Source organism: Qipengyuania nanhaisediminis, from assembly GCF_045862805.1.
Lineage (GTDB): Bacteria > Pseudomonadota > Alphaproteobacteria > Sphingomonadales > Sphingomonadaceae > Erythrobacter > Erythrobacter nanhaisediminis_A.
Map to the genome: position 1 here is coordinate 171,548 of NZ_AP025760.1, position 26,133 is coordinate 197,680.

Below are 26,133 nucleotides of genomic sequence, written 5' to 3' on the forward strand. Positions count from 1 at the left end.
CTCGCCCCGGGTCCAAGCCCACTCCGATGATGGAGCAATATCTCGCGCTCAAGCGCGAGGCGGAGGGATCGCTGCTGTTCTACCGGATGGGCGATTTCTTCGAACTGTTTTTCGACGACGCAAAGATCGCCGCCGAAATTCTCGATATCGCGCTGACATCGCGCGGTGAGCACGACGGAGCGCCTGTGGCGATGTGCGGCGTGCCGGTGCATTCGGCCGACGGTTATCTGGCAAGACTGATCAGGGCGGGCCAACGCGTCGCCATCGCCGAGCAGGTCGAGACACCCGAAGAGGCCAAGGCCCGTGCCAAGCGCGAGGGCAAGCCAGCCTCGAAGGCGCTCGTGGCGCGGCGTATCGTGCGTTTCGTGACCGCTGGCACATTGACCGAGGAAGCGCTGCTCAACCCGCGCAGTGCCAACCGTCTGGTCGCGCTGGCAGAAGTGCGCGGAAGCATCGGGATGGCGAGCTGCGATATCTCGACCGGCGCGGTGGTGCTGGAGGATTGCGACCCCGACATGCTCGGCTCCGAGCTCGCGCGGCTCGGCGCGACCGAAATCGTCGTTCCCGAAGGATGGGCGCACGGCCCTGAAAACGCGACCCCGCACGATCAGGGCGCATTTTCCAGCAATTTTGGCGAAGACCGGCTTGCATCGCTGCATGGCGTGGCGACGCTCGACGGGTTCGGCACGTTCTCGCGCGCGATGCTGGCAGCGGCGGGCGGTCTGGTCGGCTATCTCGACCATGTCGGGCGCGGCACCCTGCCTTTGCTGCTCCCCCCGGTGATCAGGCCAGCCAATGCCGGCATGGTCATGGACGAGGCCACCCGGGCAAGCCTCGAAATCGTCGAAAGCCAGCAAGGGGGCCGCAAGGGCAGCCTGCTTGCCGCCCTTGATCGCTGTTCGACCGGCGCGGGTTCGCGGCTGCTCGCCGAAGACCTGTCCGCACCCCTGCTGGACCGGGAGATGATCGATGAGCGCCTCGCGCTGGTGCGGTTCTGGCACAGTCGCCCGATCGAAAGAGCACGGCTGCGCGAGGTCTTGCGGGGGCTGCCCGATATCGGCCGCGCGCTCGGCCGGGTCGTTGCAGGGCGCGGCAGTCCGCGCGATCTGGGGCAGATCCGCGACGGGCTCGCCGAAGCTGCGAGCCTCAGGGATTGGCTCGAGCGCGAGGACGATCGCCCCAGGCTGCTCGACGACCTGCTACCCGCGATGGCGGGCCACGGCGAACTGACCGATCACCTCACCCGAGCGCTCATCGCCTCCCCGCCGACCGAGAGAAGTGGCGGCGGTTTCATCGCGGAAGGCTATGATCCAACTCTCGATGAATTGCGCGAGACATCGGGGAATGCGCGCCGCGCGATTGCCGCTCTCGAGGCGCGATACCGGGAAGAGACCGGAATCGCTTCGCTCAAGATCAAGCACAACGGTGTGCTCGGCTATTTCATCGAAGTGCCCAGCAGGCATGGCGATACCCTGATGGCGCCCGATAGCGGCTTCACCCATCGCCAGACGATGAAGGGCGCGGTGCGGTTCAATTCGCTCGTCCTGCACGAAGAAGCCTCACGCATCGCCGAAGCGGGCGGCAGGGCAATTGCTGCCGAAGAAGCCCATTTCGAAACGCTGGTCGGCATGGTGACAGCGTGCAGCGACACGATTGCCCGCTGCGCCTCCGCGCTCGCACGGATCGATGTCGCGGCGAGCAATGCCGAACGCGCCGCCGAGGGCGAATGGTGCGAACCCGTCATCCATGAGGAGACAGGACTGGAGATCGAAAGCGGCCGCCACCCGGTCGTCGAAGCCGCCCTCGCAAAGGCCGGCGAACGTTTCGTCGCGAATGATTGCAACCTTTCGCAAAGCGATCGACTCTGGCTGATCGGCGGGCCCAATATGGGCGGCAAGTCGACATTCCTGCGCCAGAACGCGCTGATCGTGCTGATGGCGCAGGCGGGATGCTACGTCCCCGCTTCCAGCGCGAAGATCGGGCTCGTCGATCGCCTGTTCAGCCGGGTCGGGGCTTCGGACAATCTCGCCAGGGGACGCTCGACCTTCATGGTCGAGATGGTCGAAACCGCCGCAATCCTGTGCCAGGCGAGCGCGCGCAGCTTCGTGATCCTGGACGAGGTCGGGCGAGGCACCTCGACCTATGACGGGCTGGCGCTTGCCTGGGCAGTGGTCGAGGCGGTGCACTCTGAAATCGGCTGCCGCTGCCTGTTCGCGACCCATTACCACGAACTGGCGCGGCTCGCCGAAAGCTGCGAGAACCTGTCCCTGCATCACGTCCGCGCGCGCGAGTGGAAGGGCGATCTCGTGCTTCTCCACGAGCTGGGAGATGGCCCGGCGGACCGTTCCTACGGACTGGCCGTGGCCAAGCTTGCCGGGGTTCCCGCGCCGGTCGTGAAGCGCGCAAGGCACGTGCTCGAAAAGCTCGAATCCGCGCGCAGCGAGACCGGCGGTCTTGCCGCGGGTCTAGGCGAATTGCCCCTGTTCGCCGCCGCCGGTTCCGCCGAGCCCGAGCCATCTCCCGAGCACGCCCTGGCCGAACGCATCCGCGATCTCGACCTCGACGCGCTCTCACCACGCGATGCGCTCGACCTGCTGTATGATATCAGGCGTTCGATCGACTGACCCCGCAGAGCCGAAGTTACGATCCTAGTCTTCGGACTGATCGATGAATTTCGACGTGTTGTCGTCGTGATTGGGTTCGCCGGCATAGGCGCCGTTATCGATCTTGCCGCTGTCTTCCATTTCGCGCATCTCGTCGATCACGTCGGTCTCTGATCCCGCAACGCCATCGACGGACGGGCTGGCAACCTTCAGGCCCTCGGTCGGCGCGTCCGCGCCTCCGCTGCGCTCCACCGCTTGCTCGGCGACTTCCTGCGCCTGGCTGCGGTGATCGTCCTGTTCGTCATTGTGGGTTTCGGGCGCGAGATGCGACTGGCGCTCTTCCTGGCTCAGAACCTTCTTCTCGTCGGTCATGCAAATTCTCCTTTGCACATCCAACGGGGTCACCGCAGGGCGGGTTCCGAGATTCAACGCGTCGGGACCGGCGCCTCGCCGCTATAGTCGTAAAAGCCGCGACCGGTCTTGCGACCAAGCCAGCCAGCCTCGACATATTTCACCAGCAGCGGAGCGGGCCGGTACTTCGTGTCCTTGGTGGTCTGATAGAGCACGTTGATGATGTCGAGGCAGGTGTCGAGCCCGACGAAATCTGCCAGTTGCAGCGGCCCCATCGGATGGTTCAGCCCGAGCCTGCACCCCTTGTCGATATCCTCGATCCCCGCGGTCGACTGGCCCAGCACGAACACCGCCTCGTTGATCATCGGCAGGAGGATGCGATTGACTACGAAGCCCGGCTCGTCCTGGCTGGTGACGACCTGCTTTCCGAGCCCCTCGGCAAAAGTGGTCACCCTGTCCGTGGTAACCTGCGCGGTGGCGAGGCCGGGTATGACTTCGATCAGTCCCATCACCGGCACCGGATTGAAGAAATGCAGCCCGATGAAGCGTTCGGGATCGGGCGAATGATTCGCCATGCGCGTGATCGGTATCGAGCTGGTGTTCGATGCAAGGATCGCGGTCGGACCGAGCACCTTGCCCGCGCTTTCGAAGATCGCGTTCTTGATCGCTTCCTTCTCGGTCGCCGCCTCGATGATGAGGTCGGCCGATGCCAACGGTTCGTAGTCGGCGACAGGGGTGATCCGAGCGAGAAGCGCTTCGGCTTCGTCGGCCTCGATCTTGCCGCGACCGGCCAGCTTGACAAGCGCCTTGTCGATTCTCGCCTTGCCTGCCTTCGCGGTTGCAAGGTCGATATCGGACAGCATGACCTTCATGCCGTGGGCGGCCACTGTCTGGGCGATGCCGGTGCCCATCTGCCCGGCGCCGATTATGGCGATGTTGCGCATCATTTCCTTGTCCTTCGCTGGCTGCCGCAAGGGGGGCTCACTAGCGAGGAAGAAGGGCCAGCGCTAGCGGTTAGCGCCCGGCACCCACTTCACGTCCGAACGCCCCTCGTCATTTGCCACCCGGGCTAGAACAAAGAGCAGGTCCGAAAGCCGGTTGAGATAGGCGCTCGCGGCCGGATTGACAGGTTCGATTTCCGCCAGAGCGGTGACTGCGCGCTCGGCCGCGCGAGAGGAAGCGCGGGCAAGGTGAGTGCGCGCGGCGGCCTCGTTCCCGCCCGGCAAGACGAAACTGGTCAGGGGTTCGAGCTGCTCGTTGAGCGCATCGATCTCGCGTTCGAGCCAGTCGACCTGCGCGCTGACGACGCGCAGCACCATCTCGCCGGGCTCGAAGCCTTCGCCGTCGAGAGCGCCCTTGGGCGTCGCGAGGTCAGCACCGAGATCGAACAGGTCGTTCTGGATCCGGTGAAGGCGCGCATGGTGCGGGCCTTGCGCAAAGCCACAGGCGGCAAAGCCGATCACGCTGTTGGCCTCGTCCACCGCTCCGATCGCAGCGATGCGCAGGGAATGTTTCGATGTGCGAGAGCCATCGACGAGACCGGTCGTGCCGTCATCGCCGGTGCGCGTGTAAATCTTGTTGAGCTTGACCATGCAAGGCGCCCTAGGACGCCGCCACGCGCGCGTCTAGCTTGCGAGGAGTGCGATCACCGCGACCACCACGACCGCCGCGGCCTGATACTTGATGCGCGCGAACATTGCCTTGTTCTGCATCAACTGCATGTCGGCCGCGGTCTCACCCTTCCCGCTTTCGAGATCGACCTTGGTCGTCTTCATGAACGCTATCACCCCGCGGATCAGCGAAACGACGACCATGAGGACGAGGATGACGAGCAGGGGGATGAGGATATAGTTCATGGACAAACAAATGGGCGCTAAGCGCATTAAGTTCCAGCCTCAGTTTTGTGCAACCGCAGTTGCTCGGCAAGCATCAGGCCATCATCGCCGCTATCCCTGCGCGCTGAAAGCGGCGGCGAACCGCGCCTTTTGGCAAGCTTTTCTCCGTCATCGTCGAGGATCAGCTTGTGGTGATGCCAATCTGGCACCGGCAGGTCCAAGAGGGCCTGCAAGACCCGGTGCACATGCGTCGAATCGAACAGGTCAGAGCCGCGCGTGACCAAGGTGACCCCGTCGGCCGCGTCGTCGAGAGTGGCGGCGAGATGGTAGCTGGCGGGCAAATCCTTGCGCACGATCACGACATCGCCGAACTCGCGGGGATCGGCGATGACGCTGCCAGCATAGGCATCGACCCAGACAACCTCACCCGCCGCGCGCATTGCCCGATCGATGTCGAGCCGCAGCGCCGCCGGCCCTTGCCCGTCGGCCGGGCCGCAGGTCTCGCGGCACGACCCGGAATATTCGAACCCGTCGCTGCCTGTGCGCCTCGGGAGCGCGGCGATCTGCTTGCGCGTGCAGCGGCAGCGATAGGCGAGACCGCGTTCGGTGAGCCGGTCTGCCGCGGCCTCGTAGCTTGCCAGCCGCGTCGATTGCGCCGGGACCTCCTCCCATTCGAGGCCGAGCCATTCGAGATCGCGGCGAAACTCGTCTGCAAGTTCGGGGTGAGAGCGCGGCCCGTCGATATCCTCGATACGAAGCAGGAACCGGCCCCCTGCCTCCATTGCCAGATCATGCGCCACGATTGCCGAGAAAGCATGGCCCAGATGCAGCCGGCCATTGGGGCTCGGAGCGAAACGGGTCACGATCGGCAAGGGGCTATCCATGGCCGCGGCCATGCCACAGGACATTTTGTTGCGCTATCCTTCGCGCCGGTGAATATTCCGACTGTGGATAGCGCAGTGAGCACGTCTATCAGTCCGTCTGGACGCGCGGCATGTTCTCTCGCAATCAGGCAGGAGCGCAAGAACCGATGTTTCAAGCGGAACTGATCGAAAACGCCGCCCGGTTCAGAAGCACCGAGCAGGACCCGACACGCAACCTGTCGTCCTGCCCGGCGCTTGTCCTCAATGCCGATTATACGCCGCTATCCTATTATCCGCTCAGCCTGTGGCCATGGCAGACCGCCATCAAGGCCGTGTTCCTGGACCGCGTCGATATCGTAGAGAGCTACGAACGCGAAGTGCATTCCCCCAGTCTCGACATGAAGATCCCGAGCGTGATTGCGCTGCGGCAATATGTGAAGCAGAGCGCCTTTCCCGCTTTCACCCGCTTCAATGTCTTTCTGCGCGATCGGTTCGAATGCCAATATTGCGGAAGCGCGAACAACCTGACCTTCGATCACGTCATGCCGCGGCGGCTCGGGGGCAAGACCACCTGGGAAAACATCATCACTGCCTGCGCACCCTGCAACATGAAGAAGGGCGGGCGCACTCCAAAGCAGGCGCACATGCCGGTGCGGATGAACCCGATCCGGCCCACGAGCTGGCAATTGCAGCAGCATGGCAAGATGTTCCCGCCCAATTACCTGCACGAGACATGGCGAGACTGGCTCTACTGGGACGTCGAACTCGAACCGTGATGATCGCGCTTGCGGGAACGAGCGCCGTCTGTCGCGGTTGTCTTGGCATGGGTCAGCGCAATCCGAGTCCTAGAACGCGCACATGAAGCATCTGCTGGCAAAATACGGTCGCCTTGACGCGCTGCGTCAAGAAGAGGCGGCTGTGCTGGAGAAGCTGGCAATCAACCCAAGATCCTACGACGCGGGCGCCTTGCTGGTCGCAAGTGAACTGGACGAGCCTGACAGCCTGTTCCTCATCGATGAGGGCCGCCTGTTTGCTTCGACCGACCTGCCGAATGGCGAGCGGGCGATCACGCGGCTCTATTATGCTGGCGACATCGTGGGCAGTGCCAATGTCCCCTTCACCCATGCGACCCAGTCGATCACCGTGCTCCAGCCATCGGTGCTGTTCGGGTTTCCGCGTTCGCAGCTGGCGAGGGCCTTTCGCGATTTTCCGCGCCTCGCGGCCATTTTCTACACCTTCGCAGCGCTCGAAAATGCTATTTTGAACGACCGGCTCGTTTCGGTGGGCCGAACACGGGGGCGCTCCCGGCTGGCTGCATTGCTGCTGGAGATCTGGGCGAGGCGCAGGCTCACAGGCATCACGCCTGAAAACTGTTTCCGCATCGGCCTGACGCAATCCCAGATTGGCGATTGCATCGGTCTCACCGAAGTCCAGGTGAACCGGCTGATCCGGTCAATGGATCACGAAGGCCTGATCGCGCGCAAGGGCGATATGGTGCACATCCTTCGTCCCGACGATCTGGCCCGCATCGGCCAGTTCCGCGACCGCTATGAGGATCTCGACATCAGCTGGTTCGAATCGGCCGAATGATCGTCAGGTGACCGCCGCGCGGCGGTTGAATTCGGGGTTGCGCCACTCCTCGCCTTGCACGACCTCACAAAGGTGACGCGCCGCCTCGGCCATGTCGATAAAGCGCAGATAGGCCGGCGCGAAACCGAGCCGCAGAATGTCCGGCTCGCGGTAATCACCGATCACTTTGCGGGCGATCAGAGCCTGGGAGATGGCATAGGCATCACGGTGGCGAAAAGAGAGCTGGCTGCCGCGGTTGGCGCTATCGCCGGGGCTGACCAGTTCGAGCGCGACGCCGCTGGTTCTAAGCGCTTCGAGGAAGAATTCCGAAAGAGCGCGCGATTTCTCGTAAAGCCGTTCCACTCCGATTTCGGCGATGAGTTCGACCCCGACTTCGAGGGCCGTCAGGCCGAGCACAGGCGAGGTACCGCACTGCAATTGCTCGATACCCGGTGCGGCCTGATAATCGTCGGAGAAGGCAAAGGGGCGCGCATGGCCGAACCAGCCGGTCAAGGGCTGTCTGAGCTGCGCCTGGTGCCGCCTGGCGACATAGGCGAAAGCCGGTGCGCCCGGGCCTCCGCACAGATATTTGTAACCGCATCCAACCGCGAAATCGGCGTTGCAGCGGTGCAGATCGACGGGGAGAGCGCCCGTGCTGTGCGAAAGATCCCACAGGACCAGCGCGCCCGCATCGTGGGCGGCGCGTGTTAGCCGCTCCATGTCGAAAAGCTCGCCGGTCTTGTAGTGCGCATGGGTGAGCATCAGCAGCGCGACATCGTCGCCGAGCGCTGCCTCGAGATCGCCGCGGGCGGCCAGCCGGCGGGATGCGAGACCCTGCCGTTCGAGCCCTTCGATCATGTAGAGATCGGTTGGGAAATTGCCCGGTTCGGACAGGACAACCTTTCGCCCGGGGCGCATTGCGAGCGCCGCGGCGATCAGCTTGAACAGGTTCACGCTGGTGCTGTCGCATGCGAGCACCTCGTCTGGCGCGGCGCCGATCAGGGGCGCGATCTTCGCTCCGACACGTGTGCCCATCTCGAACCAGCCGGCATCATTCCATGACCCGATGAGGCCCGTGCCCCATTCCTGGCGAATGGCGCGGTCCATCGCCTCTGGGGTCTTGCGCGGAAGGCATCCGAGCGAATTGCCGTCGAGATAAGTGACCCCGTCAGGGACAAAGAACCGCTCGCGAAACTTGGCGAGCGGGTCGGCGCGGTCGTGTTCGCGCGCCGAAGCGATCAGGTGATCTGTCATGCGAGCGCTCGCAGAACAGCGCGCACGGGAGAGGCATCTCCGCCGACGATCGGAAGCGGCAGCGCGATCAGTTCATAGCGGCCCTCGGGCACGTCATCGAGGACGAGCCCCTCGAGGACGCGCAGGTCATGGCGATGGACGGCCTTGTGCGCGTCCATGGTCTTTGACGATTGCGGGTCGATCGAAGGCCCATCGATCCCGACCAGCTTGACGCCTTGCACCGCGAGCCATTCGATCGTGGCGGCGGCGATCGCGGTCGTTTCACTCTCCCAATCCGAATGGGGGAAGCGTTCGAACGTGCGGAAAAGCACCCTGTCAGCACTCTGGAGATGAGGAAGGTCGGCGACCTCTATCAGCGGGCCGACGCCCCTTGCATCGATGACCAGGCATTCGCCCAGATAAGGCGCGATGTCGACGCTCGCGATATCGGCGCCGTCGGTGGCATAATGAAGCGGGGCATCCGCGTGTGCACCCGAATGGGTCGACAGGGTCAGCGCCGAGACATTGACCGGCGAAGCGTCTTCCATCTGCCAGGTGCGCTCTTGCCGGAACGCGGTATCGTCGGGCCAGACCGGAAGGCCGGGCCGCAGCCGCTGCGAGATATCCCAGATCCTGCGGGTCAAATCGCCGTCCTCACGCTGAGCAATTCGGGGAAGAACGCCTGTTTGAGCACGCTTGCCAGATAGGGAACGCCAGGCGTTCCGCCGGTGCCCTTCTTGAACCCGATAATGCGTTCAACGGTCTTGAGGTGGCCGAAACGCCAGCGCTGGAAGTGATATTCGAGATCGACCAGCTTTTCTGCCAGTTCGTACAAATCCCAGTGTTCCTGGGGATTGCGGTAGATTTCTGCCCAGGCAGCCTCGACGCTGTCGTGATGCAAATATCGCGCGCGCAAATCGCGTTCGGTCACGCCCGGATCGATGGCAAAGCCCCGCCGCTCGAGCAGCCCGATAGCGGTGTCGTACAGGCTCGGGCGGGCCAGTTCCTCTTCGAGGGCGGCGGCCCAATCGCCGTTCTCGCCATGCAGCGAGACATGCTTTGCATCGCGTCCGCCCAGCACGAATTCCATCATCCGGTACTGCGCCGACTGAAACCCCGAAGAGGTGCCGAGATGCGGTCGGACCTTGGAATAATCATGAGGGGTCATGGTGCTCAGGACGTCCCAGCTCTGGATCAGCTGTTCCTGGGCGCGCGCTACCCGTGCCAGCATCTTGAACGACGGACGCAGGTCATCTGCGGCAATGTGTTCGCGGGCCAGTCCCAGTTCGTGCAGGCACAGTTTCAGCCAGAGTTCGCCCGCCTGGTGCACGATGATGAAAAGCATTTCATCATGCGCCCTGGATGCGGGATGCTGGGCGTTCAGCACCTTGTCGAGTTCGAGGTAGCTGGAATAGGTGACGTTGCTGGACATGGCGGTCCGATAGCGCGCTGAGCGAACGAAGGGAACTAGCCCTCGATTATTCTGGTCTGCGGGTGATGCTTGTCGAGGTGGCGGCGGATGATGCGCAGATTGCGGGTGTTCGATCGGAACACCAAATCAGCCGCGTCGCCGACAATCGGAACCAGTCCGAGCAGAGCGTCGAAAAGGACATTGGCCCCCATGCGCGAAAGCTGCCAGCGCGAGAGGCCGAGATTGCGACCTTCCCAAACGATATAGGCCCCCATCGCGCTGCTGATCAGGTCGCCGATTACCGGGACCAGCCCGATGATCGCGTCGAGTCCGACAGGGACATTGACGCCGGGGATCCGGAAACTGCGTTCGAGCAGCATTTCCATCGCCTCGACGCGCTTGCGCACGGCAGCCGGATCGGCGCCCATGGGCAGTTCGATACCCATGGCCCTCGGTTTCTGGGGTGCCGCGTCGGGTTGCAATCCTTCAGGACGATCCATCTGAGCCTCCTTGAAAAATCCTATGTGGAGGGCTGCGACAGCGGGAACAAGGGGTGCAGGCCCCACGGATTGGCCTCGTAGCCGTTCACGGCGCCGCGAACGAGCGACCAGCGCACCGGAACCCCGAAGGGAATGAAGACCTCGGCTTCGACCATTTCCCTGTGCGCCTCGGCGAGAAGGGCCTGCTTTGCTTCCTGGTCGCGCTGGGCGAGAGACTGCCTGACCAAAGTATCGGCCCGTTCCGAACACAGGCCGATCTCGATTGCGCAATTGAGCTGATTGAGAAACCAACGCGGCGAGGAATAGCGGGCCAGCCGGTCTCGCAATTCCAGTTCGGCGCCCTGGCCCAATCCTGTCCGGACTGCCTCGACACCGATCGTGCGCCAGGCAGCGGCAAGCTGGGTGAAGAGCAGGTCGCTGCCCGGCCCGTCAGGCAGGCCGACCCGTATGACCGCGTTCGCGCCGGTGGCATTTTCCCAGGCAGTAATGCGCTGACGTGCGGTGTTCCGGCGCTGCGCAATGCTCTGCCCGCTCCAGCGCGTGGCCGGGTATTGCGCGGGCGAGAACATGTCCTGCGGGACGATCCAGGTGCTCGACTGCCACCCCCCGAGACCGAAGGGCTGTATCAGTTCGGCCCGGTCGATCGCCATGGATAGCGCCTCGCGCCTGGCAGGGTCGGCAAGCACGCCCTCGTCGCTGCGAAAGATCAATCCGAACAGGCCAAGCGCCGGGTCGACCTGCACATTTCCGCGCGACAACGGGCCGAGCTGTGCCATCGGAAAGGTCTCGATCGACCCATTGAGCAGCAGATCGACTTCGCCGGAAGCGAAGGCATCGACCGCTTCCCGGCCCGAGAGAGCCTGCACGCGCAAGGCCCGCGACATCTCTTCCCAGTCCTCGCGTGCCGGCAGGCCGCGCGCCTCTGGCGGCAGGACCTCGAGTGTCACCAGCCCGGCTTCATCCCTTTCCGCTGCCATCATGGGACCGGTTCCCGCACCATTGCGAGTCAGGCCCATTTCGGGTTGGGCGAGTAGCCGAAGGAATTCTGGCATCGGCCCCGATAGCCGCAATTCGATCACCCGCCCGGTCATTGCGCGCACTTCGGTGACCTTTGCGAGATCGAGCCCCAGCGTCGTCCCCTCAAGGCTGCGAATGGTCTCCCGCAGCCGCTCATTGATGTCCCGCGCAGTGATCGGCTCACCATCGGGCCAGTCGGAATCGCGAAGCCGGAAAATGTAGCTGAGCCCGTCATCGGTCACGATCCAGCGTTCGGCGAGTGCTGGCACAACCTGCCCGGTCGGATCGAGGCCGACCAGCCCCTCCTGCGTGGCGGCGCGCATGTGCTGTCCAGCCGGCGACAGCCTGACGCCGCGTTCGATCAGCGCGTCAGGTGTCCCGATAATGGCGATATCGACCGGCCCGCTTTCTCCCGATCCACCGCAGGATGAAAGCAGGAAACAGGCGAGGATGGCGCAGCAGATTCGTTTCACGCCAGCCGGACTAGCAGCTTGCGCGCAGTGCGTCAGCGCACTGTCTCATGGCGCACTGCGGATTCTCGCGATTGGTCTAGACCTTGCGGAGCCCGCTCGGTTGCGGCGGCGGCGGCGGAGCGCGATGCGCACTTGAAACGATGGTGTTGGGACAATCTGACTTGGTCCCCGCATTGCCTGTCCTGGCGAGATGCGAATCGATTTCCTCGTCGAATGCGATGCCGAAGCGCTGATCCTGCACCCAGGCAACGCTGCCCTGAACAGCGCCGATATTGCGCAGCTCGATTTCGACCCTGTTGCCTCGCTGGATGCGGATCGGGCCTTCGCCCATCATTCCGCCATCGGAAAGATTGCGCACGCGAACGCGATGCTGTTCGTCGTCCTGTTCGACCCTGACACTTGCCAGCAGAAACAGGCTGTCGCGCGACACCGTTCTAGTCTCGACACCCGTCATTTTCGCACACACTCCCAGATACTCGGCACCCAAGTGCCTCAGGCGGCTGAGCGCCATCGTTGCAAAGGCATGCGGGCTTGCTAGGAGTTCACCGTAAATCAGCCGTTAATGCAAATCACTCGGCAGCGAGGCATTGTCGGGCCGTCCCGCAGTGAGACACATTACGATGCGCGCGCGATCAATCGTCGCGCGAAATCTTCTCGCGGCGCTCATGCGCCTCTTGCGCCTCGACCGTCATTGTCGCCACCGGGCGCGCAATCAACCTGCGCAACCCGATCGGGTCGCCGGTTTTTTCGCAATATCCGTATTCGCCCTGCTCGATCCGCCGCAAGGCGGCGTCGATCTTGGAAACGAGCTTGCGCTGGCGATCGCGGGTGCGCAGCTCGATACCCCAGTCGGTCTCGCTCGAAGCGCGATCATTGAGGTCGGCTTCGCGGATGGGGCCATCGGCAAGTGATTGGAGCGTCTGGCCTGCCGCCGAATGAATCGATCGCTTCCACTCGATAAGCAACATCTGGAAATAGGCGAGCTGCTGCTCGTTCATGTATTCCTCGTCATCGCTCGGAACATAGTCCGGCGGCACGAGGCTCTTTGCTTTTTCGAAGATGTCGATTTCTTCAGGCGCGGCGGCTGGCATATGTCCTCTAATCCCAAATACTTCCTCAGGACCGTCCCGTCAGGCGCGTGGATATTTCCATCGCTCCTCCTCGCCTCCACCAGGCAAGTCGTTACGCTGCGGCGCCTATAGCAAGGCTGTATGTTGGCACAAGCCGGTTTGCGACCGGTGGTCCTACATGGGGATTTCCCGAAGCCTAAAAATCGCGTCGCCCAACCAGCGATGGCCCCGCCCGCCTGCCAAGAAATCGCTACCCCGTTAACCAATTGTTGACCATGATCCGCGAGGTCTTGGCTTGCCCGGTCTCGCAAGGGGAGGGACAGGAGCAATCGGGGAAGTCGATATGAAACACGAGATCTTCAATGCCGAAACCGTCACGCAGATGAACAGCGCGGAAGCCGACCTCGCGATCGCGGGCTATCTCGCCGATGCCATCGCCGGAAAGGTCGAGGCCTTGTTCAACCTGGGTGTCGCCTATTCGACGGGCTCCAATGATGTCGCGGTCGACCTGGTGGAGGCACACAAGTGGTTCAACATTGCCGCGTCGCGCGGCCACGACGAAGCAGGGCATTGCCGTGCCGATGTCGCGGACGAGATGACCGCACGCGAGATCGCCGAAGCGCAGCGCCGGGCCCGCCACTGGCTTTGCCAGGAAAAGCGTGCCGCGGCCTAATCGTCACCACGCCTGAAAGGCAGGCGTTCGCCAAGAAAATCACGGTCGCTCGTGACCAGTTCGTTCTCGCGCTCCAGGAATTGTGCGACCGCCTTGTGGAAGCCGGGTTCCGCCATCCAGTGTGCCGACCATGTCCGCACGGGTTCATAACCGCGGGCAAGCTTGTGCCCGCCTTGCGCTCCTGCCTCCACGCGCGCCAATCCGCGCTCGATCGCGATATCGATCGCCTGGTAGTAGCACAGCTCGAAATGCAGAAACCGCTTCTCGCGCGTGCAACCCCAATACCGTCCATAGATCGCATCCGGACCGAGCACGTTGAGTGCGCCTGCAATCGGCTCGCCATCGTCAAGCGCCAGGATCAGCACCAGCTTGTCACCCATGGTCTCGCCAAGCAGGGTGAAGGCCTCGCGCGTCAGATAGGGGGTGCCCCATTTGCGCGCTCCGGTGTCCTGGTAGAAAACCCAGAAGGCATCCCAGTGTTGCGGCTTGATCTCGTCTGAGCTCAAACGCACGATCTCGAGGCCCGCTTGTGCTGCCTTGCGCTCCTTGCGCATGGCCTTGCGCTTGCGCGAGGACAGCGCGGCGAGAAAACCGTCGAAGCACTGGTAATCGCGGTTGATCCAGTGAAACTGAATGTCGCTACGCAGCAGCCAGCCTGCGGCCTCGAAGAGAGGCAGCTGGTCGCTTTCGACAAAGGTGGCATGGGCCGAGGAAAGCCCGTTTTGCTGACACACGATCTGCGCGCCCTTGAGCAGATGGGCGGACCAGGCCGGATCGGAGACAAGTAGGCGCGGCCCGCTGACAGGCGTGAACGGGGCGGCGATCTGAAGCTTTGGGTAATAGCTCGCACCTGTCCGGTGGTATGCTTCGGCCCAGGACTGATCGAACACGTATTCGCCCCGGCTGTGCCCCTTTGCGTAGCTTGGCAAGGCCCCGACCAATCGCCCGCCTTGATCAGTGATGGCCATCGGGGCCGGTTCCCAGCCCGTCCCCTCACCCACGCTTTCCGATCGTTCAAGCGCAGTCAGGAATTCATGGCTGACGAAGGGATTGCGATTGCCGCCGAGCGCGTTCCATTCTGCTGCATCGAACGCGCCGACCCCGGGGGCCAGCCGCACGGCAAATTGGTCCTCGCCGCCCGCTGATCCCGTCACGCCAGCCCCTCGCCTTCCGAGACCAGCGCGTCGGCATGAGCAAGCGCCAGAGCCCGCGTTTCGAGGGAATCGACCGTCCAGGTCAGGATCGGCATGCCGTCATCCCGAAGCCGCGCCACACGCTCATTCGGCAGAGCGAGCACGTGATAAGCCAGGAAATCGGGCTCTGCCTCGCGCAATGCCGCTCCGCGCTCCGCCTCGGTCTGGGTATAGCCATATTTGTCTTCGCGCATGACCAGTCCGCAGACCAGTTCGGGCGCGTGCTGCCTGACCCAGGAAGAAACACGCGGATCAAAGCTCATGATCGCGATCAACCCGTCATAACTGGAAATGGCGCGTCGAACGCCTTGGCACGTCTTCTCGATGTCATAGCCCGGCTTCGACTTCAGCTCGACGAGGATGGGGACGCGGCCGCGCACCAGCTCGAGCAGCGCCTCCAGGCGGGCCGGGCTCTCGGCGCTGCCGTGCAGGCGCAGGTGAGCGATATCTTCGGCTGAGAGGCGTTCCATCGCCCCCGTGCCGTCGGTGAGCCGGTCGAGGTCCCAGTCGTGAAACACCATGGCCAGCCCGTCCGCGCTGCGCTGGATATCGCACTCGATCCCCAGCCCAGCGGCAATGGCGGCCTCTGCCGCGGCGAGCGAATTTTCGGGCACCACGCCTTCGGCGCCGACCGAATGAAGGCCGCGATGGGCATACTCCCACCGGGTCAGCCATTCAGGTGCGCGGCGCCGGCTCATGGTTGCAATCAATCGGAGACGGCGATCACCGCATCGACTTCCACCGCCGCACCAAGCGGCAGGGCCGGAACGCCAACCGCGGCGCGCGAGTGGCGGCCCTTTTCGCCGAACACGTCCTGCATCAGGTCGGATGCGCCGTTCGCCACTTTGGGCTGGTCAGTGAAATCGCCGGTCGAATTCACGAACGCGCCCAATTTGACCACCCGCGTGACCTTTTCGAGCACGCCGGCTGCCTTCAGCTGCGCGAGGATCATCAACCCGCACGCGCGCGCAGCTTCCATTCCACCGTCGATGTCGACGTCATCACCGCAACGGCCGGTCACGAGCTTGCCGTCGATGAAGGGCAACTGGCCCGACACGTAAGCGAAACCGCCCTCGACCACGACTGGCATATAGCTGGCCACCGGCGCGGCTGCCTCGGGCAAAGTGATGCCAAGTTCTTCCAGACGATTCTCGACGCTCATTTGTGCTTATCCTTCCATTTGTTCGATCAGCCATGGCAGCGCATCGGACCAGTTGTCGATCCGGGCGTCGGCGTGGCCTTCCTTGTGCGCGCAGGCGATTGCGCCTGCAATCGTGGGTTCGCCGCAGAAATGCAGCCGCCGCGTCTCAGGCACGACTTCCTTGGCCGACGCGTGATGCTGCGCAAGATCATCGATGAAGATCGCGCGGGTCGGCGCGTATTCATCGAGGATCCTCTGCAAGGCAGGACCCTTGGGCCCCTGATTGGTGTAGATCGCGGCCTCGAGCCCATGCGCGGCCAATTGCCTGGCGCGCTGGTCGCGGCGCGAGTCGACGAGATTGGTGAGCACGACCACATCGGCGTGTTCGCGCAATTGGTTGAGCGCGGCGATGGCACCTTCGATGGGAAGCTGGCGATCCATCTCGGTGTCGAAAAATCCGCCGAGCTTCTTCCAAATCTGGTCTGGCGGCACCAGTTCACCGCTGTCCTGCCAGCGCATAGCCTTGGCGAAATCGTTCCCTTCGAGGCGGAAATCGATACCCTGGCTGGTTTCGAGCCATTCCTTGAAATGGGCAACCATGTGGAGGATCACTTCGTCGCAATCGCTGATGATCAGGGGGCGGCTCATTCAGCAAGGTCCTTTCGCGCGGCCACCAGCTCCTCGGGCGTGACGGCGAGCGCTTCAGCAGCCTGGATCAGGTCGGGTTCGTGGTTCGCCAGGAATTCGAGCGCGGAAGCAAGGATCAATGGATCACCAAGCCCGGCGCGCAGGCCGGCGGGATCGAGCCCGGTAAGCTCGAGATAGCGCGCAGCCCGGTCCTCGTCGTGAAGGATCCAGCCAATCGCCGCGAGCGCAAGGGTCGCGGCACGGGACTGACTGTCCTGTGATCGGGTCTCTTGGCGATGATCATGCATGTTCGGGATTGTTATGGCTCACGAGCTTGGATAGTCAGCCCCTGCCCGCAAGGCGGGCGGGGCTAGCGAATGGGGCGTCCAGTGACAAAGCGAGTGATGGTTGTCGAGGACAATGACTTAAACCGCAAACTGTTTTGCGACGTGTTGAAAGCCAATGGCTTCGATGTCGACCCCGTGGCCGATGGCGGTGAAGTGCTCGCGGTGGCGCGCAAGGTGATGCCGGACCTGATCATCATGGATATCCAGCTACCGGGCATCTCGGGCGTGGACCTGATCGCCGCGGCAAAGCGAGATTCGGCGCTCAAGGACATCCCGGTGCTCGCGGTCACCGCATTCGCTGCCAAGGGCGATGAAGACCGGATCCGATCAGCAGGCGCGGCAGGCTATCTCGCCAAACCGGTTTCGATCATGCCGTTCATGAACGCGGTGAAAGAGCTGTTGCCCGCCTAGATAAGGGCCATCGCCTCGGCACAATAGACTGCGATGGTCACCGCGAGCCCGCCGAGAAATATCCGGTAGGCATAGCCGAGAAACCGGTATTTGCGGCGATACAGCACCTGTCCGTTCTGGTGAATGTCGGTGAGCATGGCGCGAAGCAGGGCCTCGTCGCTCTCGAATGTGGCGAGCATGGTCGCGGCCCATTCCTCTGCCGGTTCATCGGCGAAATGGCCGAAGAACAGCGGATTGCGAAGCGCAGGATCCGAAGGCGGCTTTCCAAGCGAGGGGATCACCGCCAGCACCGCGAACAGGGACGACAGGAACGCGGTCGCGGCGAGACACAGGGTCGAGGCATGGATGTCGCTTCCGATCAGCCGGGTCACCGCGAGGGAAAAGACCACGAAGGTCGCGCCGATCAGGATCGATGCTTTCTGGTCTGCCATCTGCGAAAGTGTGAGAGTGTTGATCTGCGCCGTGCGCGCAAGGTGGACCGCTTGCGCTGAAAACGCCCGGTCACCCGGTGACTGCCCGGTTTGAACCACCAGCGAATCCGGCGAGTCTTGTGCCATCGTGCTTGTCCCCCACATCGCTTGCCTCGCTTTGCCATTGGGGCGAAACCTTGACAAGTTCACTCCCCGATGCGCTTTGCAGGCGGTGAATGCGGACCCGCCGCCCTGCCACAACAGACAAGAGCACGTGACCCCATGACCGAATCCGAAGTCGACAGCCGTATCCGAGCCCTGATCGAGCCGTTCAACAAGAAGGGCGTGACGATCACCGAATCGACCTCCTTCGCCAATGATCTCGAATTCGACAGCCTGACCGTGATGGATTTCGTGGCCGAGATCGAAGACGAGTTCGACGTCATCATCAGCATGAACCAGCAGGCCGAGATCGAGACCTACGGCCAGCTGGTCACTGCCGTGCACAAGCTGCAGGACAAGTAATGAGCGAAGGTATCAGCCAGCCGGACAAGCCCGCCGATCTCGACGGGGGCGACAAGGATCTCTTCTCGAAGTTCGACCCGATCATCCAGACGCGCGAAACGCTTCTGGCGAGCGGGGTCGAGGACCCGTTCAACCTGGTCATGGAAAAGGTGCTCTCGCCCACCCGTGCGATCTGCAACGGGCGCGACACGATTCTGCTCGGCACCTACAATTACATGGGCATGACCTTCGATCCCGACGTCATCGATGCGGGCAAGAAGGCGCTTGCCGATTTCGGGTCAGGCACCACCGGAAGCCGCGTTCTCAACGGCACCTATCAGGGGCACAAGGAATGCGAGGACGCGCTGCGTGAGTTCTACGGAATGGATCATGCCATGGTCTTTTCCACGGGCTACCAGGCCAATCTCGGGATCATCGCGACGATTGCCGGCAAGGGCGATTACGTCGTGCTCGACATCGACAGCCACGCATCGATCTATGACGGCTGCGCGATGGGCAATGCCGAGATCGTGCCGTTCCGCCACAACGATATCGAGGCGATGGAAAAACGCTTGCGCCGAATCCCCGAAGACGCCGGAAAGCTGGTTGTGCTCGAAGGGGTCTATTCGATGCTCGGCGATGTCGCGCCGCTCAAGGAAATGGTGGCGATCGCGAAGAAATACGGCGCTATGGTGCTGGTCGACGAAGCGCATTCGATGGGGTTCATCGGCGAAAACGGGCGTGGCGTCGTCGAGGCAGCCGGAGTGATTGACGACGTCGATTTCATCATCGGCACCTTTTCCAAGAGCGTCGGTACGGTCGGTGGTTTCTGCGTCTCGAACCACCCCAAGTTCGACATCATGCGACTGGTCTGTCGCCCCTATGTCTTCACCGCCAGTCTTCCGCCCAGCGTGGTCGCGACCGCGGCGACTTCGATCCGCAAATTGATGCAGGGCTCTGACAAGCGCGCCCATCTGTGGGAGAATTCGCGCACCCTTCACAAGGGCCTGCGCGATCTTGGCTTCAAGCTCGGAACCGATGCACCGCAAAGCGCGATCATCGCGGTTATCATGCCCGATCTCGAGCGCGGCGCCGCCATGTGGGAGGCGCTGCTCAAGGAAGGGCTCTACGTCAATCTGGCGCGGCCGCCTGCTACGCCTGCGAACATGACCTTGCTGCGCTGCTCGCTATGTGCGGAACATTCCGCCGAGGAAGTCGCAACGATCCTCGCCATGTTCGAGCGCGCGGGGAAGGCCACCGGGATCATTTCCTGAAGCGAAGGTGAGGTCAGCGAGCTGGCACCGAAACCGATGATTGCGGGTGCGCGGCGCAAGGATCGTCTTCCTCGCCGCCGCCGAGCTGCGTGATCGCGAGGACGCCTCCGACCACCAGCACGACGAATGCCGTCGTGACAGTCCCCAGGTAGCGATCGATGATCCGCTTGATCGGCCGGCCAAAGACCTGGAAGAGCACGCCGACCGTCACGAATATGAGCGCCCTGCCCGCTAGGCTTGCAAGTACGAAGGGAACGATCGCCATCCCGAGAAAGCCCGCGGTGATGGTGAGCAGCTTGAATGGCACCGGCGTCGCCGCCGCGATGACCACCGCAAAGACGCCATATTCCTCGAAGGTGCACTGTGCGGCAGGGAGGCTGTCGATCAGACCGATCGCCGTCAGCAATGGGACCCCGACCGCATCGAACAGGAGGTAGCCGATTGCGTAGCCGAACAGGCCGCCCGCGACCGATGCAAGCGTCGCGATCAGCGAAAACCTGAGCGCCTTGCGAGGCTCCGCCAGGCACATCAGGCCAAGCAGCGGGTGAGGGGGGATCGGGAAGAAACTGGCTTCGACGAAACAGAAAAATGCAAGCCACCACACCGCCTTGGGGTGCGCTGCCTTCTCCATCGTCCATTCGTACAATGCGCGTAGCCACGCCATAATCGAGCGACCATTTTCGTTCAGTTGCGAATGCGCCCTAGGGCAAGCGATCCCTCCGCGCAACCAAACTGAATTTACCTATTTGGTTATTTGCGGTTGACATCGTCACGCTCTTTGGTTAGAGATACGGAACATCGAGTAATAGCGATTCGCGGCGGCCTCCCTGAAACGGGGCCGCCTTTTTCGTGGAAGGAGGCAGGCTTGGCCCGACGTTGCAATCCCGAAAGTGTTGCCGTCGCACAGGTGAAGGCTGCGGATGGTTCCGTGCGGCAACGCCACTGGCGCAAGGCATTCCTCGAGCATCTCGCGGAAAGCTCGAACGTCGCGCAATCGGCGCGCCTTGCGGGAATAAATGCGAGCCGTGCCTACAGGGCAAGGCGCAATGACCCGGCATTTGCGAAAGCGTGGGTGTCCGCCTTGTGGGAGGGTTATCTGCACCTGGAAATGGAAATCTTGCGCCGCCTTCGCGATGGCGACCTCAAGACCGGCGAAAACGAAAAGTACGACTTTGCCAGCGCGATCCGGCTGCTAGCAGTGCACAGGGACATGGCCGCGCAGGCCCAGGCCGATCACCGCAATGTCAGCGCGGCCGAAGTGCGCGCTTCTATCGACCGGAAGGTCCGCGCTATCCGCGAGCAGGTCCGGCTCGAAAATTATCGCGCGCGCAAACAGGGCTCGTGACCCTTGCATGGTGTGCGATCTCGACTGGCTATCGCTTGCCGATGATGCGGTCCGCCAGAAACTGGTGGACGCACTCGACCAGGCGGAGCGCAACGAATTTGCCTATCACTGGCGCCTGCAGGCCCGCGAGGCCCAGCTTCCGCCTCCGGGCGCGTGGCGGACATGGCTGGTCCTTGCGGGGCGCGGCTTCGGCAAGACCCGGGCCGGAGCCGAATGGGTTCGCATGGTGGCCGAGAGCGACGGTGCAGCGCGCATTGCCCTTGTGTCATCATCACTGGCCGAGGCGCGCTCTGTTATGGTCGAAGGCGAAAGCGGGCTGCTTGCCTGCTCGCCGCCCGACCGCAGACCGAGTTTCGAGGCGTCATTGCGGCGCTTGCGCTATCCCAACGGTGCCGAGGTGCGACTGTATTCCGCTGCGGAGCCGGAGAGCCTGCGCGGCCCGCAGCATAGCCACGCCTGGTGCGACGAACTGGGCAAGTGGCGCAATGCCAACGATCGCGCCATTCGTGCCTGGGACAATTTGCTGAAGGGATTGCGACTGGGAGTGGAACCCCGCGTCGTGATCACGACCACGCCGCGCACGGGTCCGCTCCTGCAGCGCGTCATCGATGCCGAGAACGACGAAGATATGGTCATCACGCGCGGATCGACATTCGATAACGCCGCAAACCTCCCCGATCGATTCCTTCGGGCGATGGATCGCGAATTTGGCGGATCGCAATTGGGGCGCCAGGAAATTGATGGCGAATATCTGCGCGAAATGGACGGCGCGCTGTGGACCAGAGCCATGATCGACGAGGTCCGCGCATCGCCCGAACGCGGTGATTGGCGCCGGGTCGTGGTGGCGATTGATCCGCCGGCCAGCGCCCAAGGCGATGAATGCGGCATCATAGTTGCCGCGATTGGCTTCGATGGCATCGCCTATGTGCTGGCTGATTGCACAGTCACGAAGCCGACGCCCGAACGCTGGGCGCAAGCTGCCGCCGACGCGGCAATGGCCTGGGAAGCCGACCGCGTCGTTGCCGAAGCCAATCAGGGCGGCGCGATGGTCGAGGCAGTCCTGCGCGCTGCTGACCACACGCTGCCGATCAAGCTGGTCCACGCCAGCCGGGGCAAGGTGGCCCGCGCCGAACCGATCGCCGCCCTCTATGGTGCCGGTCGCGTCAGGCACTGCGGCAATTTCGCGCGGCTGGAAGACCAGCTGTGCGGCTTGCTGATGGGCGGAGATTATGCCGGTCCGGGCCGTTCGCCAGACCGTGCCGATGCGCTCGTCTGGGCGCTCAGCGAATTGATGCTCTCGCGATCGCGAAACCCGAGCGTCCGCTCGCTCTGACGATCGCGACCGCGACAAACGAAGGAAATATCATGGCGTTGCTCGAAAACCTGCTCTCCGCCTTTAAAGGCGGAGGGGCGAACCGCGTGCCTCTTGCCCCGGCCTCGCTACAAGGCTGGATGCCGGCCTTCGCCCCGGCTCCATCGGTGCGATCCTTCGAATATGACGGGGCGGTCCGCGACGGCTTCCTGGGCAATCCCATCGCCCAGCGTGCCGTCCGGATCGTCGCCGAGGGCGTTGGCCAGGCGCCGCTGACGGGAGAGGGCAGCGACTTGCATGCCCTGGTCACAGCGACGAGCGCCGGACAGTCGCTGGTCGAGACGCTCGCGGCACACATCCTGCTTAACGGCAATGGTTTTATCCAGATCATCAAGGATGCGAGCGGTCAGCCGGTAGAACTCTTCGCCCTTCGCCCCGACCGGGTGAAGGTCATCGCCGGCGATGACGGGTGGCCTTGCGCATACGAGTATTCGGTCGGGAAGGAGCGGTTGGTCATTCCGGTCGAGGACGAGGATGGCTGGCCCAATATTGTGCAGGTCAAGGCCATGCACCCGCTCGACGACCACCGAGGTGCGAGCGCCATGGCCGCCGCTCACCAGGCCATCGCGATCCACAACGCCGCGTCGCAATGGAACCTCTCGCTGCTGGAGAACGCCGCCCGGCCCTCTGGCGCGCTCGTTTACGAAACCGAAGATGGCGCGGGGCTCACCCGCGACCAGTTCGATCGGCTCAGATGCGAGCTGGAAACCGCGTTTGCGGGCGCAGCCAATGCCGGCCGGCCCATGCTGCTCGACGGCGGCCTGAAATGGCAGCGGATCGCCATGTCACCGGCAGACATGGATTTCGCAACCCTCAAGAGCGCCGCGGCGCGCGACATCGCGCTGGCTTTCGGGGTGCCGCCAATGCTGCTCGGCCTTCCGGGCGAAAACACCTACTCCAATTACCGGGAGGCCAATCGCGCCTTGTGGAGGCTCACTTTGCTTCCGCTCGCCCAGAAACTCTATGCGGCGCTGACCGAAGCGCTCGGGCAGTGGTTCGAGGGGCAATCGCTGGCGATCGACCTCGATCGGGTGACAGCCTTGTCGGAGGACCGCGAGCGGCTCTGGAAACAGGTCTCGGATGCCGATTTCCTGACCCGCGATGAGAAGCGAGCCATGCTCGACCTCGAGCCGGCACAGGTGGCGTCATGAGCCGCGAGGACCTGCTCGCCGGACTGATGGCCCAGGCGCATGAAGAGGGCGCGACCCTGATAACCCTGCGCTCGATCGTCGAGGAAACGAGCGAACTGGCAGCCGACCGGGTGCTCGTCAGGCTCGGCCTCGCCGATGAGAGCGCCGAAGGCGACCTCGACGAATTGCGCGAGCTGCTCCGAGCCTGGCGCGATGCCAAGGTGAGCGCCTGGAAAGCATTCATCGAATGGGCGATCCGGGGGCTTTTGGCAGCTTTGCTTGTCGGCATCGCAGTCCGGCTCGGCGTCTGGGACACGCTGTGATGAGCGGACTTGTCAGGTTTGCAGGCTATGCCGGTCTGTTCGACATTCCCGATGCGGCGCGCGATATCATCCGGCGCGGCGCTTTTGCGCAGACCCTGGCGCAACGGTCGGACCCGCTGCCGCTCTTGTGGCAGCATCGCCCCGAACAGCAGATCGGCGAAATCGAACATATTGGCGAGGATGGTCGCGGCCTTCGTGTCATCGCCCGCATCGACAGGTCCGGCAGTCTTCCTGCACGCTTGGTTCGCCGCCGGGAGGTGAGCGGGCTCAGCTTCGGATATCGCGCGAGAAGCGCCAATCACACGCCGAGCGGTCGCGAATTGACACAGATCGACCTGTTCGAGGTCAGCTTGGTTACGCACCCCCTGCAATTCGGGTCGCGCGTCCACTTCGTCGACTGATCCCACCAAACACGGAAACCCCCAATGGGCCGCCAATCGGGGCGGCCTTTTTCACGCCCACAGAAAGGCCAATCCCACATGGACAATATTACCACCAAACCCGATGACGATGCCATCGCGAACGCCGAACAAAGCTTCGACATCGTCGCGCGGCAAGACAAGGTGGAAGCTCAGATCTCCGGTCTGCGCAGCGATGTCGACGAAGTGAAGGCGCGCCTCGACAAGGTGTCGCGCGCAGCGTCGCGCCCGACGATCGGCGACACCCGCACTTCCGGGACCGAGGTCAAGGGTTTCGTCGATGGCTATTTGCGCCGCGGCAGCGAGACGCAGGTGAAGTCCATCAACGGCTCGACCCCGTCCGATGGCGGGTTCGCGGTGCCCGAGGCAATCGATGCCATGATCGCACGCGAGCTGACCGAAATCAGCCCGATCCGGGCAATCTCGCAGGTCGTTCAGACCGGCACTTCGGGTTATCGCAAGCTGGTCTCGACCGGCGGAACCGCGTCTGGCTGGGTGAGCGAAACTGCAGCCCGGCCCGAAACCGCAACACCCGATTTTGCCGAAATCGCTCCTCCGTCGGGCGATCTCTATGCCAATCCTGCCGCCAGCCAGGCGATGCTCGACGATGCGGCCTTCGACCTCGAAAGCTGGCTCGCCAACGAAATCGCACTCGAGTTTGGCCGCGCCGAGGGCGCTGCCTTCGTCAGCGGCTCGGGCAGCAACCAGCCGCAGGGTTTTCTCAACGCGGCCACCGCTACCGCAGAAGACGGCGTGCGCGCATTCGGCACGGTGCAATATATCGGATCGGGCGATGCCAACGGACTGGATTCCGCTCCCGATGAAAAGCTGATCGACCTGATCCATTCGCTCAAGTCGGGCCATCGCCAGGGCGCCAGCTTCGTCATGAACTCGGCCACCCTGGCTGCCGTGCGCAAGCTCAAGACAGCCGATGGCGCATTCCTGTGGCAACCGGGAATGGTCGAGGGCCAACCCGATCGCCTGCTCGGCTACCCGGTGGTCGAAGCCGAGGACATGCCCGACATCGCTTCGGGTGCCTTCCCGATCGCCTTCGGCAACTTCCGTCACGGCTATCTGATCGCCGAGCACAATGCGACGCGGGTCCTGCGCGATCCGTTCTCGAACAAGCCGTTCGTCCATTTCTACGCCACCAAGCGCGTGGGCGGACAGGTGCTCGATTCGAACGCCATCAAGCTTTTGAAGATCGAGGCCTGATCGGACCACGGAGCCTCAAAGTAGAGCGCCCCACCCTCAAACCCGGCGAGGTCGAGAGCCCTTCTCCCTCGTCGGTCCAGCACCCGCGCCGCACCCGGCGCCCACCCCCGAACCGCCACGGTGGCGGCGCGGGTGCACTTGCTTTTCCCTGTAAGCGAAAGAGATTGCCATGCGGCGGACCACCATCGAGCCAGCTGACCTGACCGGCCCTGCCTTGGCTGACCTGAAAGCCTGGCTAGGCATCAGCCGCCCGAACGAGGACGACCTGCTCCTCGACCTACTGCGTGCAAGCCACGATACGCTGACGGCCTATATCGGCCAGTCCGCCTTGACCGAGACGATCGAGGAATGGGTCTCGCCCACGCCCGGCGAAGTCGAATTGGGTTCGCGCCCGGTTACGTCGCTTGTGAGCGCAGAGGCCGTCGTGCCGGGTGAAAACCGACAGGCGCTCGATCCCGGCGACTTCACGCTCGACATTGATGCAGAAGGCATCGCCCGCTTCACGCTCCATTCGATGTTCGAGGCCCAGGCTCTCGCAATCCGCGTTCGCGCGGGTATTGCCGCATCGTGGAACGAAGTTCCGCCGGCGCTCGGGCAGGGCATGGTCCGGCTGGCGGCATATCTCTATCGCGATCGCGACAGCACCGGAGGCGACCGGTCAGGCAATTCTCCGCCGCCCAGTGTCGTTTCGCTCTGGCGGCCGTGGCGCGGGACGCGGCTCGCATGATCAGCGCGAACGCCAATTTCGACACTCTTGCACCCGACCTTTCGCGGTGGGCTGCCGCACGAGGCAAGAGGCGCGGTGAGATCCTTTCGCGCGCCCG

Annotated in this window: 33 protein-coding genes; 14 read left to right on the forward strand and 19 right to left on the reverse strand. The window is 63.3% G+C overall.

Translation table 11 applies throughout. The features are described 5' to 3' along the window. Positions 1-26 precede the first annotated feature (26 nt). A complete protein-coding gene (mutS, locus tag ACKTSM_RS00820; RefSeq protein WP_407876381.1) occupies positions 27-2,624 on the forward strand; it encodes a DNA mismatch repair protein MutS in 2,598 nt (865 codons plus the stop codon). Between the two features lie 24 nt (positions 2,625-2,648). Here mutS and ACKTSM_RS00825 read toward each other — a convergent pair whose 3' ends face one another. The 5 genes from ACKTSM_RS00825 to gluQRS all read right to left on the reverse strand — a co-directional run bounded on the left by ACKTSM_RS00825 (position 2,649) and on the right by gluQRS (position 5,673). After that, positions 2,649-2,975, reverse strand: coding sequence for a hypothetical protein (locus ACKTSM_RS00825; protein WP_407875255.1), 327 nt, complete (start codon positions 2,973-2,975; stop codon positions 2,649-2,651). Positions 2,976-3,028: 53 nt separating this feature from the next. Next, entirely contained in the window at positions 3,029-3,898 is an 870-nt protein-coding gene (locus ACKTSM_RS00830) for a 3-hydroxyacyl-CoA dehydrogenase NAD-binding domain-containing protein (RefSeq protein ID WP_407876382.1), read from the reverse strand. Between the two features lie 63 nt (positions 3,899-3,961). Continuing rightward, entirely contained in the window at positions 3,962-4,546 is a 585-nt protein-coding gene (locus ACKTSM_RS00835) for a cob(I)yrinic acid a,c-diamide adenosyltransferase (protein ID WP_407875256.1), read from the reverse strand. 33 nt (positions 4,547-4,579) lie between these two features. Beyond that, positions 4,580-4,810, reverse strand: a complete 231-nt coding sequence (locus ACKTSM_RS00840) for a hypothetical protein (protein ID WP_407875257.1) — start codon at positions 4,808-4,810, stop codon at positions 4,580-4,582. 26 nt (positions 4,811-4,836) lie between these two features. Continuing rightward, on the reverse strand, positions 4,837-5,673 hold the full coding sequence (gluQRS, locus tag ACKTSM_RS00845) for a tRNA glutamyl-Q(34) synthetase GluQRS (protein WP_407875258.1): 837 nt from the start codon (positions 5,671-5,673) through the stop codon (positions 4,837-4,839). Between the two features lie 146 nt (positions 5,674-5,819). On the opposite strand from gluQRS, the gene ACKTSM_RS00850 reads away from it, so the two are divergent. Beyond that, the gene (locus tag ACKTSM_RS00850) at positions 5,820-6,428 is read left to right on the forward strand and encodes an HNH endonuclease (protein WP_407875259.1); all 609 of its coding nucleotides are present in this window, start codon (positions 5,820-5,822) and stop codon (positions 6,426-6,428) included. An 82-nt stretch (positions 6,429-6,510) separates the two neighbouring features. Next, positions 6,511-7,242: a Crp/Fnr family transcriptional regulator gene (locus ACKTSM_RS00855; RefSeq protein ID WP_407875260.1), complete on the forward strand. Its 732-nt coding sequence runs from the start codon at positions 6,511-6,513 to the stop codon at positions 7,240-7,242. A 3-nt stretch (positions 7,243-7,245) separates the two neighbouring features. On the opposite strand, the gene kynU is transcribed toward ACKTSM_RS00855, so the two are convergent. From kynU to dksA, 7 genes are all read right to left on the reverse strand, one after another. Continuing rightward, positions 7,246-8,475: a kynureninase gene (gene kynU, locus ACKTSM_RS00860; protein WP_407875261.1), complete on the reverse strand. Its 1,230-nt coding sequence runs from the start codon at positions 8,473-8,475 to the stop codon at positions 7,246-7,248. Further along, positions 8,472-9,098, reverse strand: a complete 627-nt coding sequence (gene kynB / locus ACKTSM_RS00865) for an arylformamidase (protein ID WP_407875262.1) — start codon at positions 9,096-9,098, stop codon at positions 8,472-8,474. The genes kynU and kynB overlap by 4 nt, the downstream gene beginning before the upstream one ends. Further along, positions 9,095-9,886: a tryptophan 2,3-dioxygenase gene (locus ACKTSM_RS00870; protein WP_407875263.1), complete on the reverse strand. Its 792-nt coding sequence runs from the start codon at positions 9,884-9,886 to the stop codon at positions 9,095-9,097. Before ACKTSM_RS00870 ends, kynB begins: the two co-directional genes overlap by 4 nt. 35 nt (positions 9,887-9,921) lie before the next feature. Further along, positions 9,922-10,311 carry a DUF4112 domain-containing protein gene (locus ACKTSM_RS00875; protein WP_407875264.1) on the reverse strand — a complete coding sequence of 130 codons (390 nt, stop codon included), beginning with the start codon at positions 10,309-10,311 and terminating at the stop codon, positions 9,922-9,924. A 74-nt stretch (positions 10,312-10,385) separates the two neighbouring features. Then, positions 10,386-11,855: an ABC transporter substrate-binding protein gene (locus tag ACKTSM_RS00880; protein WP_407875265.1), complete on the reverse strand. Its 1,470-nt coding sequence runs from the start codon at positions 11,853-11,855 to the stop codon at positions 10,386-10,388. A 76-nt stretch (positions 11,856-11,931) separates the two neighbouring features. Further along, positions 11,932-12,309, reverse strand: a complete 378-nt coding sequence (locus tag ACKTSM_RS00885) for a PilZ domain-containing protein (RefSeq protein WP_407875266.1) — start codon at positions 12,307-12,309, stop codon at positions 11,932-11,934. Positions 12,310-12,487: 178 nt separating this feature from the next. Beyond that, positions 12,488-12,946, reverse strand: coding sequence for an RNA polymerase-binding protein DksA (gene dksA / locus ACKTSM_RS00890; RefSeq protein ID WP_407875267.1), 459 nt, complete (start codon positions 12,944-12,946; stop codon positions 12,488-12,490). A 322-nt stretch (positions 12,947-13,268) separates the two neighbouring features. On the opposite strand from dksA, the gene ACKTSM_RS00895 reads away from it, so the two are divergent. Continuing rightward, complete coding sequence (locus tag ACKTSM_RS00895) at positions 13,269-13,598, forward strand: hypothetical protein (protein ID WP_407875268.1); 330 nt, start codon at positions 13,269-13,271, stop codon at positions 13,596-13,598. Here ACKTSM_RS00895 and ACKTSM_RS00900 read toward each other — a convergent pair. The 5 genes from ACKTSM_RS00900 to ACKTSM_RS00920 are packed head-to-tail and all read right to left on the reverse strand — an operon-like array spanning position 13,595 to position 16,867. Continuing rightward, positions 13,595-14,752: a GNAT family N-acetyltransferase gene (locus tag ACKTSM_RS00900; RefSeq protein WP_407875269.1), complete on the reverse strand. Its 1,158-nt coding sequence runs from the start codon at positions 14,750-14,752 to the stop codon at positions 13,595-13,597. The two genes, ACKTSM_RS00895 and ACKTSM_RS00900, sit on opposite strands and share 4 nt — an antisense overlap. Continuing rightward, on the reverse strand, positions 14,749-15,489 hold the full coding sequence (locus ACKTSM_RS00905) for a glycerophosphodiester phosphodiesterase family protein (RefSeq protein WP_407875270.1): 741 nt from the start codon (positions 15,487-15,489) through the stop codon (positions 14,749-14,751). Before ACKTSM_RS00905 ends, ACKTSM_RS00900 begins: the two co-directional genes overlap by 4 nt. A gap of 8 nt (positions 15,490-15,497) precedes the next feature. Further along, positions 15,498-15,953: a RidA family protein gene (locus ACKTSM_RS00910; protein WP_407875271.1), complete on the reverse strand. Its 456-nt coding sequence runs from the start codon at positions 15,951-15,953 to the stop codon at positions 15,498-15,500. A 6-nt stretch (positions 15,954-15,959) separates the two neighbouring features. Continuing rightward, positions 15,960-16,580, reverse strand: coding sequence for an HAD family hydrolase (locus ACKTSM_RS00915; protein ID WP_407875272.1), 621 nt, complete (start codon positions 16,578-16,580; stop codon positions 15,960-15,962). After that, positions 16,577-16,867 carry a DUF3572 domain-containing protein gene (locus ACKTSM_RS00920; protein ID WP_407875273.1) on the reverse strand — a complete coding sequence of 97 codons (291 nt, stop codon included), beginning with the start codon at positions 16,865-16,867 and terminating at the stop codon, positions 16,577-16,579. The genes ACKTSM_RS00915 and ACKTSM_RS00920 overlap by 4 nt, the downstream gene beginning before the upstream one ends. A gap of 81 nt (positions 16,868-16,948) precedes the next feature. Here ACKTSM_RS00920 and ACKTSM_RS00925 point away from each other — a divergent pair, with 81 nt between their 5' ends. Then, a complete protein-coding gene (locus tag ACKTSM_RS00925; protein ID WP_407875274.1) occupies positions 16,949-17,317 on the forward strand; it encodes a response regulator in 369 nt (122 codons plus the stop codon). Here the strand turns inward: ACKTSM_RS00925 and ACKTSM_RS00930 are convergent. After that, complete coding sequence (locus ACKTSM_RS00930; RefSeq protein ID WP_407875275.1) at positions 17,314-17,874, reverse strand: Pycsar system effector family protein; 561 nt, start codon at positions 17,872-17,874, stop codon at positions 17,314-17,316. The two genes, ACKTSM_RS00925 and ACKTSM_RS00930, sit on opposite strands and share 4 nt — an antisense overlap. Positions 17,875-18,009: 135 nt before the next feature. On the opposite strand from ACKTSM_RS00930, the gene ACKTSM_RS00935 reads away from it, so the two are divergent. Both ACKTSM_RS00935 and spt read left to right on the forward strand, forming a co-directional pair. Beyond that, positions 18,010-18,252: an acyl carrier protein gene (locus tag ACKTSM_RS00935; RefSeq protein WP_407875276.1), complete on the forward strand. Its 243-nt coding sequence runs from the start codon at positions 18,010-18,012 to the stop codon at positions 18,250-18,252. Then, on the forward strand, positions 18,252-19,505 hold the full coding sequence (gene spt / locus ACKTSM_RS00940) for a serine palmitoyltransferase (protein WP_407875277.1): 1,254 nt from the start codon (positions 18,252-18,254) through the stop codon (positions 19,503-19,505). Before ACKTSM_RS00935 ends, spt begins: the two co-directional genes overlap by 1 nt. Before the next feature lie 13 nt (positions 19,506-19,518). On the opposite strand, the gene ACKTSM_RS00945 is transcribed toward spt, so the two are convergent. After that, positions 19,519-20,136, reverse strand: a complete 618-nt coding sequence (locus ACKTSM_RS00945; RefSeq protein WP_407875278.1) for a YqaA family protein — start codon at positions 20,134-20,136, stop codon at positions 19,519-19,521. A 486-nt stretch (positions 20,137-20,622) separates the two neighbouring features. On the opposite strand from ACKTSM_RS00945, the gene ACKTSM_RS00950 reads away from it, so the two are divergent. From ACKTSM_RS00950 to ACKTSM_RS00980, 7 genes are all read left to right on the forward strand, one after another. Next, on the forward strand, positions 20,623-20,850 hold the full coding sequence (locus tag ACKTSM_RS00950; RefSeq protein ID WP_407875279.1) for a hypothetical protein: 228 nt from the start codon (positions 20,623-20,625) through the stop codon (positions 20,848-20,850). Positions 20,851-20,857: 7 nt separating this feature from the next. Then, on the forward strand, positions 20,858-22,183 hold the full coding sequence (locus tag ACKTSM_RS00955) for a DNA-packaging protein (protein ID WP_407875280.1): 1,326 nt from the start codon (positions 20,858-20,860) through the stop codon (positions 22,181-22,183). Between the two features lie 32 nt (positions 22,184-22,215). After that, a complete protein-coding gene (locus ACKTSM_RS00960) occupies positions 22,216-23,373 on the forward strand; it encodes a phage portal protein (protein WP_407875281.1) in 1,158 nt (385 codons plus the stop codon). Beyond that, complete coding sequence (locus ACKTSM_RS00965) at positions 23,370-23,675, forward strand: DUF6127 family protein (RefSeq protein WP_407875282.1); 306 nt, start codon at positions 23,370-23,372, stop codon at positions 23,673-23,675. The genes ACKTSM_RS00960 and ACKTSM_RS00965 overlap by 4 nt, the downstream gene beginning before the upstream one ends. Continuing rightward, positions 23,675-24,076, forward strand: a complete 402-nt coding sequence (locus ACKTSM_RS00970; protein ID WP_407875283.1) for an HK97 family phage prohead protease — start codon at positions 23,675-23,677, stop codon at positions 24,074-24,076. The genes ACKTSM_RS00965 and ACKTSM_RS00970 overlap by 1 nt, the downstream gene beginning before the upstream one ends. A gap of 78 nt (positions 24,077-24,154) precedes the next feature. Beyond that, positions 24,155-25,309 (forward strand): phage major capsid protein, encoded by a 1,155-nt coding sequence (locus ACKTSM_RS00975; RefSeq protein ID WP_407875284.1) that lies wholly within the window; start codon positions 24,155-24,157, stop codon positions 25,307-25,309. Between the two features lie 169 nt (positions 25,310-25,478). After that, on the forward strand, positions 25,479-26,036 hold the full coding sequence (locus ACKTSM_RS00980) for a phage head-tail connector protein (RefSeq protein WP_407875285.1): 558 nt from the start codon (positions 25,479-25,481) through the stop codon (positions 26,034-26,036). Positions 26,037-26,133: the final 97 nt, after the last annotated feature.

Excerpts from the sequence above, each read along its gene's own strand:
- mutS (WP_407876381.1), top strand. The coding sequence starts at position 27 with ATGATGGAGCAATATCTCGCGCTCAAGCGCGAGGCGGAGGGATCGCTG.
- ACKTSM_RS00825 (WP_407875255.1), bottom strand. The coding sequence starts at position 2,975 with ATGACCGACGAGAAGAAGGTTCTGAGCCAGGAAGAGCGCCAGTCGCAT.
- ACKTSM_RS00830 (WP_407876382.1), bottom strand. The coding sequence starts at position 3,898 with ATGCGCAACATCGCCATAATCGGCGCCGGGCAGATGGGCACCGGCATC.
- ACKTSM_RS00835 (WP_407875256.1), bottom strand. The coding sequence starts at position 4,546 with ATGGTCAAGCTCAACAAGATTTACACGCGCACCGGCGATGACGGCACG.
- ACKTSM_RS00840 (WP_407875257.1), bottom strand. The coding sequence starts at position 4,810 with ATGAACTATATCCTCATCCCCCTGCTCGTCATCCTCGTCCTCATGGTC.
- gluQRS (WP_407875258.1), bottom strand. The coding sequence starts at position 5,673 with ATGGATAGCCCCTTGCCGATCGTGACCCGTTTCGCTCCGAGCCCCAAT.
- ACKTSM_RS00850 (WP_407875259.1), top strand. The coding sequence starts at position 5,820 with ATGTTTCAAGCGGAACTGATCGAAAACGCCGCCCGGTTCAGAAGCACC.
- ACKTSM_RS00855 (WP_407875260.1), top strand. The coding sequence starts at position 6,511 with ATGAAGCATCTGCTGGCAAAATACGGTCGCCTTGACGCGCTGCGTCAA.
- kynU (WP_407875261.1), bottom strand. The coding sequence starts at position 8,475 with ATGACAGATCACCTGATCGCTTCGGCGCGCGAACACGACCGCGCCGAC.
- ACKTSM_RS00870 (WP_407875263.1), bottom strand. The coding sequence starts at position 9,886 with ATGTCCAGCAACGTCACCTATTCCAGCTACCTCGAACTCGACAAGGTG.
- ACKTSM_RS00875 (WP_407875264.1), bottom strand. The coding sequence starts at position 10,311 with ATGGGTATCGAACTGCCCATGGGCGCCGATCCGGCTGCCGTGCGCAAG.
- ACKTSM_RS00885 (WP_407875266.1), bottom strand. The coding sequence starts at position 12,309 with ATGACGGGTGTCGAGACTAGAACGGTGTCGCGCGACAGCCTGTTTCTG.
- dksA (WP_407875267.1), bottom strand. The coding sequence starts at position 12,946 with ATGCCAGCCGCCGCGCCTGAAGAAATCGACATCTTCGAAAAAGCAAAG.
- ACKTSM_RS00895 (WP_407875268.1), top strand. The coding sequence starts at position 13,269 with ATGAAACACGAGATCTTCAATGCCGAAACCGTCACGCAGATGAACAGC.
- ACKTSM_RS00905 (WP_407875270.1), bottom strand. The coding sequence starts at position 15,489 with ATGAGCCGGCGCCGCGCACCTGAATGGCTGACCCGGTGGGAGTATGCC.
- ACKTSM_RS00910 (WP_407875271.1), bottom strand. The coding sequence starts at position 15,953 with ATGAGCGTCGAGAATCGTCTGGAAGAACTTGGCATCACTTTGCCCGAG.
- ACKTSM_RS00915 (WP_407875272.1), bottom strand. The coding sequence starts at position 16,580 with ATGAGCCGCCCCCTGATCATCAGCGATTGCGACGAAGTGATCCTCCAC.
- ACKTSM_RS00920 (WP_407875273.1), bottom strand. The coding sequence starts at position 16,867 with ATGCATGATCATCGCCAAGAGACCCGATCACAGGACAGTCAGTCCCGT.
- ACKTSM_RS00930 (WP_407875275.1), bottom strand. The coding sequence starts at position 17,874 with ATGGCACAAGACTCGCCGGATTCGCTGGTGGTTCAAACCGGGCAGTCA.
- ACKTSM_RS00935 (WP_407875276.1), top strand. The coding sequence starts at position 18,010 with ATGACCGAATCCGAAGTCGACAGCCGTATCCGAGCCCTGATCGAGCCG.
- spt (WP_407875277.1), top strand. The coding sequence starts at position 18,252 with ATGAGCGAAGGTATCAGCCAGCCGGACAAGCCCGCCGATCTCGACGGG.
- ACKTSM_RS00945 (WP_407875278.1), bottom strand. The coding sequence starts at position 20,136 with ATGGAGAAGGCAGCGCACCCCAAGGCGGTGTGGTGGCTTGCATTTTTC.
- ACKTSM_RS00955 (WP_407875280.1), top strand. The coding sequence starts at position 20,858 with ATGGTGTGCGATCTCGACTGGCTATCGCTTGCCGATGATGCGGTCCGC.
- ACKTSM_RS00960 (WP_407875281.1), top strand. The coding sequence starts at position 22,216 with ATGGCGTTGCTCGAAAACCTGCTCTCCGCCTTTAAAGGCGGAGGGGCG.
- ACKTSM_RS00965 (WP_407875282.1), top strand. The coding sequence starts at position 23,370 with ATGAGCCGCGAGGACCTGCTCGCCGGACTGATGGCCCAGGCGCATGAA.
- ACKTSM_RS00970 (WP_407875283.1), top strand. The coding sequence starts at position 23,675 with ATGAGCGGACTTGTCAGGTTTGCAGGCTATGCCGGTCTGTTCGACATT.
- ACKTSM_RS00975 (WP_407875284.1), top strand. The coding sequence starts at position 24,155 with ATGGACAATATTACCACCAAACCCGATGACGATGCCATCGCGAACGCC.
- ACKTSM_RS00980 (WP_407875285.1), top strand. The coding sequence starts at position 25,479 with ATGCGGCGGACCACCATCGAGCCAGCTGACCTGACCGGCCCTGCCTTG.